This window comes from Melaminivora alkalimesophila (genome assembly GCF_000282995.1).
Classification (GTDB): Bacteria; Pseudomonadota; Gammaproteobacteria; order Burkholderiales; family Burkholderiaceae_C; genus Melaminivora; species Melaminivora alkalimesophila.
This window is the reverse complement of the sequence record NZ_ALEE01000142.1, coordinates 1-10,816: the sequence shown is the minus strand read 5'-3', so window position 1 is coordinate 10,816 and position 10,816 is coordinate 1. Positions and strand designations below refer to the sequence as shown.

General features: G+C 70.8%; 9 protein-coding genes. 6 read left to right on the top strand and 3 right to left on the bottom strand.

The features are described from left to right. On the top strand, nt 1–928 hold a 928-nt coding region (locus A612_RS02175), incomplete at its 5' end, for an EAL and HDOD domain-containing protein (RefSeq protein ID WP_019372972.1). A gap of 15 nt (nt 929–943) precedes the next feature. Here the strand turns inward: A612_RS02175 and xerD are convergent. Next, entirely contained in the window at nt 944–1,837 is an 894-nt protein-coding gene (xerD, locus tag A612_RS02170) for a site-specific tyrosine recombinase XerD (RefSeq protein WP_040435687.1), read from the bottom strand. A 167-nt stretch (nt 1,838–2,004) separates the two neighbouring features. On the opposite strand from xerD, the gene A612_RS02165 reads away from it, so the two are divergent. The 3 genes from A612_RS02165 to A612_RS02155 all read left to right on the top strand — a co-directional run bounded on the left by A612_RS02165 (nt 2,005) and on the right by A612_RS02155 (nt 5,516). Continuing rightward, complete coding sequence (locus A612_RS02165; protein WP_019372970.1) at nt 2,005–2,964, top strand: TAXI family TRAP transporter solute-binding subunit; 960 nt, start codon at nt 2,005–2,007, stop codon at nt 2,962–2,964. A gap of 80 nt (nt 2,965–3,044) precedes the next feature. Continuing rightward, nucleotides 3,045–5,084, top strand: a complete 2,040-nt coding sequence (locus tag A612_RS02160) for a TRAP transporter permease (RefSeq protein ID WP_019372969.1) — start codon at nt 3,045–3,047, stop codon at nt 5,082–5,084. Between the two features lie 12 nt (nt 5,085–5,096). Further along, nucleotides 5,097–5,516: a DUF1850 domain-containing protein gene (locus A612_RS02155; protein WP_019372968.1), complete on the top strand. Its 420-nt coding sequence runs from the start codon at nt 5,097–5,099 to the stop codon at nt 5,514–5,516. A 31-nt stretch (nt 5,517–5,547) separates the two neighbouring features. Here the strand turns inward: A612_RS02155 and A612_RS02150 are convergent, their stop codons facing one another. Together A612_RS02150 and queG are read right to left on the bottom strand one after the other, a co-directional pair. Then, the gene (locus tag A612_RS02150) at nt 5,548–8,616 is read right to left on the bottom strand and encodes a diguanylate cyclase (RefSeq protein WP_019372967.1); all 3,069 of its coding nucleotides are present in this window, start codon (nt 8,614–8,616) and stop codon (nt 5,548–5,550) included. A 6-nt stretch (nt 8,617–8,622) separates the two neighbouring features. Next, on the bottom strand, nt 8,623–9,708 hold the full coding sequence (gene queG / locus A612_RS02145; RefSeq protein WP_040435680.1) for a tRNA epoxyqueuosine(34) reductase QueG: 1,086 nt from the start codon (nt 9,706–9,708) through the stop codon (nt 8,623–8,625). Between queG and tsaE the strand changes: the two genes are divergently transcribed. Next, nucleotides 9,688–10,227, top strand: coding sequence for a tRNA (adenosine(37)-N6)-threonylcarbamoyltransferase complex ATPase subunit type 1 TsaE (gene tsaE / locus A612_RS02140; RefSeq protein WP_040435678.1), 540 nt, complete (start codon nt 9,688–9,690; stop codon nt 10,225–10,227). The genes queG and tsaE overlap by 21 nt on opposite strands. Next, nucleotides 10,224–10,816 (top strand): AMIN domain-containing protein (locus tag A612_RS02135; protein WP_019372964.1); only part of this gene is annotated, 593 nt, incomplete at its 3' end. The genes tsaE and A612_RS02135, both read left to right, overlap by 4 nt.

Here is a 10,816-nt window from a genome sequence, read left to right as displayed (position 1 = left end):
GCGGCTGCTGCCGATCCTCGGCGACCTGCGCGCGCGCGGCTTTCGCATCGCCTTCAACCAGGACGTGCTGCGCCGCGCCTACACCAGCTGGCTGCCCCATGCCTCCTTCATCAAGCTCGACCTGCAGGCCTTCAAGCCAGAGCTTGCCGAGCCCCTGGTGAAGTTCGCGCGCGCCCACAGCGAGGCCAGGCTGGTGGCCGAGAAGGTCGAGACGGCCGAACAGTACGAGCGCATGGCCGCGCTGGGCGTCAAACTGTTCCAGGGCTACTGGTTCGCCCAGCCCACGGTCGTCAAGGCCCAGACCATCCGCCCCTCGCAGGCGACCATCCTGCAGCTCATCAACCTGGTGCGCAAGCAGGCCGCGGTCACGGAGATCGAGGAGCTGCTCAAGAAGGACCCGACCCTGTCCTTCAACCTGCTGCGCTTCATCAACTCGTCGGGCTTCGGGCTGTCGGTGGAGATCACGTCGTTTCGCCATGCCGTGATGATCCTGGGGCTCAAGAAGCTGTTCCGCTGGGCGGCGCTCCTCTTGACCACCTCGCGCAATACGGGCTCGCCCCCGGCGGTGGGGCAGACGGCGGTGGTGCGCGGGCGGCTGATGGAGCTGCTCGCCGCCGAGTTGCTGCCGCCCGACGAGTGCGACAACGCCTTCGTGGTGGGCGTGTTCTCGCTGCTGGACGTGATGCTCGGCATTCCGTTGCAGCAGGCCCTGGAGACCGTCGCGCTGCCGCAATCGGTGGTGGATGCGCTGATGCATGGCACCGGCGTCTTTGCTCCCTTCCTGGAGCTCACCCGGGCCTGCGAGAGCGGGGACGATGCGGCCTTCGCACGCACCGCCGAGGCCCTGCACCTGTCCAACCGCCAGGTCAACTGGGCCCACCTGCAGGCGCTCGCCTGGGCGGAGAGCCTGCTCGAGCAAGGCGACTGAGGCGCCGGCCCGCGCTCAGCCGCGCGGGTGGTGGCGGGCGTGCAGCTGCTTGAGCCGCTCGCGCGCCACGTGCGTGTAGATGGTGGTGGTGGAGATGTCGGCGTGGCCGAGCAGCAGCTGCACCACGCGCAGGTCGGCCCCGTGGTTGAGCAGGTGCGTGGCGAAGGCGTGGCGCAGCGTGTGCGGCGACAGCGGCGCCGTGATGCCGGCCTGCCGGGCGTATTTCTTCACGATCATCCAGAACATGACGCGGCTCATCGCGGCGCCGCGCTGGGTGACGAACAGGTCCTCGCTCTGGCGCCGCCCAAGGATGGCGCCGCGCGCCTGCCCCAGGTAGCGCTCCAGCCACAGGCGCGCCTCCTCGCCGAAGGGCACCAGCCGCTCGCGCGCCCCCTTGCCCATGACGCGCAGCACCCCTTCCGCCAGGCCCAGGTGGAAGGTCTTGAGCGCCACCAGCTCGCTCACGCGCAGGCCGCTGGCGTACATCAGCTCGAGCATCGCGCGGTCGCGCAGGCCCAGCGCCGACTCCACGTCCGGCGCGCGCAGGAGCGCCTCCACCTGGGCCTGGCTGAGCGCCTGCGGCAGGCGCGGCGCCTGGCGCGCCGCCCCCAGCCGCACGGTCGGATCCTGCGCCATCAGGCGCTCGCGCAGCGCCCAGCGAAAGAAACGCCGGAAGACCGTCAGGCGCCGGTTGGAGGTGCTGGCGCGGGTCTGGGCATGCCGATGTGCGAAATAGCCGTGCAGCAGGCCCTCGTCCGCCCGCAGCAGCCCGCGCCCCTGTGCGGCCAGCCACAGCGCCAGTGCCATGAGGTCACGCCGGTAGGCATCCAGCGTGTTGCGCGCCAGCCCCTCCTCCAGCCAGAGGGCATCCGTGAACTGCAGGATCAGGTCCTGTTCGGAGGGTGGCACCACGGGCACAGCTTCGGCGAGACACACAGTGTTACGATGCGCGGCGGTTTTCGCGGCGCAGCAATCGGTAATTACCCCATTCGGGCTCTTTGGCGCGCCCGGGTGGGCGGCCGGCAGTTGCGCTATTCTGCCGCTCTTGCGCCCAACACAAGACAGGAGACCCATCCATGCGCTGGATTCAGAAAATCGGCCTCGGCCTGACCCTCGGTGCCGCCCTCGTCGCCACCACCGCCCACGCCCAGAAGCAGCAGTTCATCAACGTCCTGACGGGCGGCCAGAGCGGTGTGTACTACCCGCTGGGCGTGGCGCTGTCGCAGGTCTATGCCAAGACCATTCCCAACGCCCGCGCCACGGCGCAGGTCACCAAAGCCTCGGCCGAGAACCTGAACCTGCTGCAGGCCGGACGCGGCGAAGTCGCCTTCACGCTGGGCGACGCGCTGTCGGACGCCTGGAAGGGCGATGCCGAGGCGGGCTTTCCCAAGAAGCTCGACAAGCTGCGCGGCCTGTCCGCCACCTACAACAACTACATCCAGATCGTCGCCAACGCCGACGCCGGCATCAAGACGCTGGCCGACCTCAAGGGCAAGCGCATCTCCGTGGGCGCGGCGCGCTCGGGCACCGAGCTCAACGCCCGCGCCATCCTGAAGGCTGCCGGCATGAGCTACAACGACCTGGGCAAGGTCGAGTACCTGCCCTTCGGCGAGTCGGTCGAGCTGATCAAGAACCGCCAGCTCGACGCCACGCTGCAGTCCGCCGGCCTGGGCGTCGCCTCGATCCGCGACCTGGCGACCACGGTGAAGATCGTCGTCGTGCCGGTGCCCGCCGACGTGGTCGCCAAGGTGGGAGACGCTGCCTACCAGCCCGCCACCATCCCCGCCGGCACCTACACCGGCCAGACGGAGGACGTGGCCACGGCCGCCATCCCCAACTTCCTGGTGACGCACGCGGGCGTGTCGGACGAGCTGGCCTACGAGATGGCCAAGCAGCTCTACGAGAACCTGGACACCCTGCACGCCGCGCACAACGCCGCCAAGGCCATCAAGCGCGAGAACGCCGTCCAGGGAATGCCCGTCCCGCTGCACCCCGGGGCCGAGCGCTACTACAAGGAAGTCGGCCTGATCAAGTGACGAGGGCCTGAGCCCCGTCCTGATACCAGAGACGACACGGCCCCTTCGACAGGGGCCGTTTTCATGACACGGACACCACCATGAGCGAAACCCCCACCACCGCCGGCCCGCTGGCCGGCCGGCGCAGCCCCCTGTTCTGGGTCGCCATCCTGTTCTCGGCCTTCCAGCTGTGGACGGCGGCCTTCCAGCCCATGTCCAGCCAGGTCATCCGTGCCATCCACGTGGGCTTCGTGCTGCTCATGATCTTTGCCCTGTACCCGCCGGGCGAGCACCGCTCCCCCGGCGTGGCGCGTGCCGGGCGCGTGCTGGGCTGGGCGCTCGGGCTGCTCGGCTTTGCCTTCAGCTTCTACCACTGGATCTACGAGGCCGACCTCACGGCGCGCGCCGGCGAGCTGGTCTCCATGGACTGGGTGATCGGCATCGTACTGATCGCACTGGTCTTCGAGGCGGCGCGCCGCGCCATGGGCTGGGGGCTGCCGGTCATCTGCGGCGTGTTCCTGGCCTATGGCATGTTCGGCGAATACCTGCCGGGCATGCTGGCGCACCGCGGCTTCGGCATGGACCAGATCGTCAGCACGCTGGCCTTCGGCACCGAGGGCATCTACGGCACGCCGACCTACGTCTCCTCCACCTACATCTTCCTGTTCATCCTGTTCGGCGCCTTCCTGGAGCAGGCCGGGATGATCAACCTGTTCAACGACTTCGCCCTGGGCACGGTGGGCCACACGCGCGGCGGCCCGGCGAAGGTGTCGGTGATCTCCTCGGCGCTGATGGGCACCATCAACGGCTCGGGCGTGGCCAACGTGGTCACCACCGGGCAGTTCACCATCCCGCTGATGAAGCGCTTCGGCTACACCCCGGCCTTCGCCGGCGGCGTGGAGGCCACGGCCAGCATGGGAGGGCAGATCATGCCGCCGGTGATGGGGGCGGTGGCCTTCATCATGGCCGAGACCATCAACGTGCCCTACGTGGCGATCGTCAAGGCGGCCGTCATCCCGGCCATCCTGTACTTCTTCACGGCGTTCTGGATGGTGCACCTGGAGGCCGGGCGCAAGTCGCTGCTGGGCCTGCCCAAGGACGAGTGCCCCGATCCCTGGGTCGCGGTGCGCCAGCGCTGGTACCTGCTGCTGCCGCTGATCGGGCTGGTGGGGCTGCTGTTCTCGGGCTACACGCCCATGTTCTCGGGCACCGTCGGCCTGGCGCTCACGGTGATCCTGATCTTCGGCGCAGCCGTGATCAGCGGCGTGCGCGGCACCGCCCTGCGCTCGCTGTTCTGGGTGCTGCTGGGCTTTGCCTGCGCGGGCTTCTACTGGTTCGGGGTCGGCACCTTCATGGCCATCACTGCCGTGCTGGTGGCGCTGACCTACGTGCTGCGCCGCGGTGGCGATGCGCGCCAGCTGGCGCTCACCGCGCTGGCCGACGGCGCGCGCCATGCGCTGCCGGTGGCGATCGCCTGCGCCCTGGTGGGCGTGATCATCGGCATCATCAACCTGACGGGTGTGGCGGCCGAGCTGGGCGGGCACATCATCGCCATCGGCGAAAAGAGCCTGCTGCTGGCGCTGTTCCTGACCATGCTGACCTGCCTGGTGCTGGGCATGGGGATTCCGACCATCCCCAACTACATCATCACCAGTTCGCTGGCAGCGCCCGTGCTGCTGCAATTGGGCGTGCCGCTGATCGTCTCGCACATGTTCGTCTTCTACTTCGGCATCATGGCCGACCTGACACCGCCGGTGGCGCTGGCGGCCTTCGCGGCGGCGCCGATCGCCCGGGAAAGCGGGCTGAAGATCGGCATCCAGGCGGTGCGCATCGCGGTGGCGGGTTTCGTCGTGCCTTACATGGCGGTCTACAGCCCGGCGCTGATGCTGCAGGAGGGCAACTGGCTCGATACCGGCTGGGTGGTCTTCAAGGCCCTGCTGGCGGTTTCCATGTGGGGTGCCGGCGCCATCGGCTTCCTGTTCGGCCCGCTGAACTGGGTCGAGCGCATCGTGGCCATCGGCGCGGCGAGCCTGCTGGTGGTGGCGTTGCCGCTCACGGACGAGGCTGGCCTGGCCGCCATCGGGCTGTTCCTTGCCTGGCACTGGTGGCGCCATCGCGCCGTGGCGCGGCAGGCGGCCTGAGGAGGGCGGGGAGTGGTCCTGGGAATCTGCCTCGCCCTGGCCGCAGCCGGCGCGGCCGGCCCGGTCTTCGTTGCGGCCCCGGAGTTCACGCTCGCCTGGACCCACTCCATCGAGAAGGTGCGCTGGGAGGAGGACTACCGCATCCAGGCCGGCTCCCCCCCTGTGCTGCTTGCCACGGCCGCCCGGGTGCGCGGCTCGGCGGCCGGCATGGAGCCGCCCCCCGACGCGCGGCTCGAGGGCGGCTGGTACCACTACCGCCCGGCGGAACGGATGCCGGGAGTTCTGCGCCTGACGCGCTCGGAATTCACGGCCGACTACGAGCTGTGCGTGCGCGGGGAATGCCATCCCATGGGCCGCTGGCTGCCATCCGATGGGGCGCTGACGCTGCTGCGTGCCTGCAGCGCCCCCGCCACCGTCCAGTCAGCCCCTTAGGCCTGCCGGCGCGCGCGCCCCACCCTGCCGCTCACCCGGCGGCTCCGGCGCGGCCCGACAGCGGGGGCAGGTCCGCGCTCCACAGGGTGGCGCGGTTGCGCCCGTGGCGCTTGGAGAAGTACATGGCGGCATCGGCCCGCTCCAGGCAGGCCAGGGCCTCGTCGTCCTGGCCGTCCAGCGCACTCACGCCCAGGCTGATGGTGATGCGCAGCGCGCGCTCTTCGGAGATCGCGATCTCGCGCTGCGCCACCGCCCGGCGCAACTCCTCGGCGCGCCGCAGCCCCTCCTCGGCCGTCGCGCCGGACAGCAGCACGGCAAATTCCTCGCCCCCGATGCGCCCGAGCATGTCCTGACGGCGCAGCCGGCCCGCCACCGTCTGTGCCAGCTCGCGCAGCACCACGTCGCCGATGGCGTGGCCGTGGGTGTCGTTGACCTGCTTGAAGTGGTCGATGTCGAGCAGCACCACCGCAGCCGCCGGCACCAGCCCGGCGCGCAGGTGCTGCAGCTCGGTTGCCATCCGCTCTTCGAAGGCGCGCCGGTTGGGCACGCCGGTCAGCGCATCGGTGAGCGCCAGCGTCTCCAGCCGCGCCTCGCGCTGGCGCCGCTCGGTCACGTCGCTCACCACCCAGCAGTGGCCGATGGAGCGCTCGCCCTCGCGCAGGTGCAGCGACTCCACCTCCAGGAAGCGGCCGTCCGGCAGGCCGTGCAGCGTGCGTCCGGTGGGCAGCGCGCGCTGGCCGTCCCGGCGCAGCAGCACCTTGCGCAGCCCTTGCGGCAACCGCTTTCCCAGCACCGCCAACGGCAGGCCCACCAGGGTCGATGGCTCGGCATCCGAGCCGAAGGCGTGCATCAGCATCCGGTTGGCGGCGACCACGCGCCGTCCCCGCGCGTCGGCGATCAGGATGCCCGAAGGGAAGCGGTCGATCAGCGCCGCCACCGTCTGCTGCGCCTGCTCGAGCGCCAGCTCGGCCCGCCGGCGCGCGTCGATGTCCATGAGCGTCCAGATCACGGCACCGCGCTCGTCGTCCGGATCGAGCAAGGTGCCCTGCATGTCGAACCAGTGCCAGCGCGAGCCGGCCGTGCGCAGCTGCCGGATGGCGTGCACCGTGCCGCTCGCCTGCAGCTGTCGGTAGAGTGCGCCGAAAGCCTCGAAGCTCTCCCGGTTCGGGTGGATCCGCTGCAGCGACTGGCCCGGCGGCTGGTCGCCCACGGGCAGCCCGAAGGCCCGGGCCGCGCGCTCGTTGGCATAGGAGATGTCGCGCCCCGGCGTGGCGACGAAGATCAGCGCGCTGCTGCGATCCAACAGGGCGTGGATCAGGCGCGCCTGCTCGACCCGCTGCTGGATGTCGGTCTGCGTGCCCAGCAGACGCAGCGGCCGACCGGCCCGGTCGCGCTCGGCCACGCCACCGCGCATCTCGATGCTGCGCCAACCTCGCTCGGCGGTCGCCATGCGCGCCTCCAGGCGCAGCTCCCCGCCCTCCCGGCGATGGCGCTGGAGTTCGGCGCGCACGCGCTCGCGGTCGGCGGGATGGACGCGCTGCAGCAGCCCCTCGAAGTCCAGGGGAAACGCCTGGTCAGCATGGCCGAGCATCTCGTAGCAGCGCGCGTCCCAGTGCACCCGGCCGCTGTGGCAATCCCACTGCCAGAGACCGTCGCGCACCGCGCCCACCGCCAGGCGCAGCCGCTCCTCGCTGCGCCGGATGCCCTCCTGCAGGGCCTCGTCGCGCGTGACGTCATGCACATAGCCGTACCACGACAGCCTGCCCTCCTCGTCGCGCTGGGCCCGGGCATGGCCGTGCAGCCAGCGCACCCCTTGCGGCTGCGCGGCGTCGTCCACCCGATAGCGGTGGTTCCAGGGCTCCAGCGTCGCCAGACTGCGCCGGATCGACGCGCGCAGCGCGGGCCGGTCGGCGCGGTGCACGGCCGCCATGAGCGCCGACGGCTCGATGGTCCCGTCGGCCGACGTGCCGTGCACGCTCTGGAAGGCCGGGGTGGAGAACGCCAGCCTTGGCCGCCCGTCGCTTGCCATGCGCATCTCGAACAGCCCCCCGGGCGCCTCGTGGGCGAGCAAGGCAAAGCGCCGCTCGGCCAGCAGGCGTCGGCGCTCGCTGCGCTCGTGCTGCACCACCAGCCACAGGCTCCACAGCGCGCCCAGCGTGACCAGAAGGGTCCCGATCCCGTCGCGCAGGCGCACCACGCGCTGGGCGCGCTTGACGGGCGCCAGCACGGCGCGCAGGTCCAGGTCCGCCAGCACGAGCAGCGACCGCCCGGGCACGCGGTTCCACGCGACGAGCAGCGGGTCGCCGTGTTCGGTCTCCAGCGCGTCGCCTCCCCGCTCCCCCGATGCATCCACCAGCGCCAGGCGCTGCGGCGCGAGCGACTGGCCCAGCGCCTCTTCCAAGTTCCGGGAGCGGGCCAGGTAGATGCCATCGGTGCGCACCAGGCTGAGCACCTCTCCGTCGCTGCCGCTCGCCAGGGCCCGCAGGTACTGGGCCAGGTGTTCGGGCGAGAGCGACAGCACCAGCACGCCGGCAAAGGCGCCCTCCGGCGAGCGCAGCGCCCGCGTGAGCTGGATCGACCATTGCTGCGAGACCCGCCCACGCACCGGACGGCCGACGTAGAGGCCCTCCACCCGCCCCTGCGCCTGGACCTGGAAGTGTTCCCGGTCGCGGATCGAGACGGCTGCCTGGGGTCTGCCCTGGGGCTCCAGGCTGGAATAGACGATATCGCCCCGCGCATCGGCCACCGCCACCTGCAGCACCACGCCGGGTGGATAGGCCGACGCCAGGCTGCGCACCGCATGATCGAAGCCCGCCTGCTCGCGCCGCGCATACACCGAGGCCAGGCCCTGCAGGGTCGCGTCCATGCCCGACAGCAGCGTCTGCACCTGGATTGAAGTGGCATGCGCCATTTGGCTGGCGCGCAACTGCGCCTGGGCACGCGCCTCGCGCAGCTGCGCCTGCTGGCCCCCCAGCAGCGCCACCCAATAGGCCACCACCACGGCCACGAAACAACCCAGCGCCAGCAGCAGGCGCCGACGCCGCCCGCGCCTGCCCACCCACGCGCGAGGCAGCGGCAAAGTGGACAGGGGTTGCGGCATGAAGATTCAATCTGGCCGTTGTGCAAGTGCCCACTGCACATGCTCGCGCACGGTCTCGCTATGGTGCCCGAGCCGGCTGGAAAGGGCCACGCGCAGCCCCTCGGCCTGTAGCGGATCCGCACTGCGCAGGGCATTGCCCAGCGCCACCGCGATGTTGCGCAGCCAACGCTCGTGCCCGATGCGGCGGATCGGGCTGCCCTCGGTGGCACGCAGGAAGGTGGCCTCGTCCCAGGCGAACAGCTCCACCAGCTGCGCCCCCACCAGGCCCGCGCGGGCATCGAAATCCGGCAGGCTGCTCACCTGCGCGAACTTGTTCCACGGGCAGGCGAGCTGGCAGTCATCGCAGCCATAGATGCGGTTGCCCATGAGCGGCCGCAGCTGCGGGTCGATGGCGCCGTGGTGCTCGATGGTGAGGTAGGAGATGCAGCGGCGCGCATCGACCCGGTAGGGGGCGACGATCGCCCCGGTGGGGCAGACATCCATGCACGCCGTGCACGACCCGCAGTGGGCGCTCACTGCCTCCGTGGGCTCCAGCGCCACGTCCACGTAGATCTCCCCGAGGAAAAACATGGAGCCCGCCTCGCGCGACAGCACCAGCGTGTGCTTGCCCCGCCAGCCCTGGCCGCTCCTGCTGGCCAGCTCCGCCTCCAGCACCGGCGCCGAGTCGGTGAACACCCGGTGGCCAAAGGGGCCCAGCGCCTCGGCGATGCGCTCGCTGAGTTTCTGCAGCCGGCTGCGCAGCACCTTGTGGTAGTCGCGGCCCCGCGCATAAACCGATACGATGGCCTCCCCGGGCCGCTGCAGGCGCGCGAACTCGAGCGCCTGCCAGTCCTCGGGGGTGTTGCGCGGCAGGTAGTCCATGCGCGCCGTGATCACGCTGACCGTGCCGGGCACCAGCTCCGCCGGGCGGGCGCGCCGCGCACCGTGCGCCTCCATGTAGTGCATGTCGCCGTGAAAGCCTTCGGCCAGCCACTGCATCAGCCCCGGCTCGGCGCTGGACAGGTCCACCCCCGCGATCCCGATCTGGGAAAATCCCAATTCCCGGGCCCATTGCCTTAGGAGAGGAAGAAGTTGACTGCTGCTGGCGACCATCGTGGACAAATTGTAGGAAGCCCGCACTCCCCACCCGCCGAATGGGCGCTTCACTGGCCCAGCGAGGACGACACCCGGGCCTTCGCGCAGCGGCTGGCGATGCAGCCGGCGCTGCGCAACGCCTTCATCACCCTGGAGGGCGAGCTCGGCGCCGGCAAGACCACCCTGGTGCGTCATCTGTTGCGCGCACTCGGCGTCACGGGGCGCATCAAGAGCCCGACCTACGCGGTCGTCGAGCCGCACCAGGCCGGGTCGCTCGACATCTGGCACTTCGACTTCTACCGTTTCGACGATCCCCGCGAGTGGGAAGACGCGGGCTTTCGCGACATCTTTGCCGGCCCCGGCCTGAAACTGGCGGAATGGCCCGCCAAAGCGGTCGGCGCCCTGCCCGTGCCCGACCTTGCCATCTCGCTGCAAGCCGGCGATGATGGCAGCCGGCACGCGCGCATCGCTGCCGCCACCCCATGCGGCCTGGAGCTGCTCCACGGCCTGCGCCAGGACCCGCCCCGGACGCGATGAGCAAGAACGCACCTTCCGCCCACCCTGCCGGTTCTTCCCTCCTTCCCAGCGCCCGCCGGCGTGCGCTGCTGCGTGCCGGCAGCCTGGTGCTGCTGCTGGGCCACCAGCACCTGGCGCGCGGCGCCTCGATCCTGGCGGTGCGCATCTGGCCCGCCCAGGACTACTCCCGTGTCACCATCGAATCCGACCGGCAACTGGTCGCGCGCCAGTTCTTCGTGGCGACACCGCCGCGGCTCGCCGTCGACATCGAGGGCATCGACCTGAGCCCCTCCCTGCGCGAGCTGGTCGCCAAGGTGCAGCCGGACGATCCGAACATCGCCGGCATCCGCGTCGGCCAGAACGCCCCGGGCGTGGTGCGGCTGGTCATCGACCTCAAGCAGGCGGCGCTGCCGCAGGTGTTCTCGCTCCCGCCCGTCGCCGCCTACCAGCACCGGCTGGTATTCGACCTCTACCCCGAGCAGGCGCCGGACCCGCTGGAGGCGCTGATCGCCGAGCGGCTGCGCGACGCCTCGGCCCCGCCACGGCCCACCCTGGTCGCCGCCGCCCCCTCTGCGGGTGCCGACCCGCTCGAGGAGCTGATCGCCCGCCA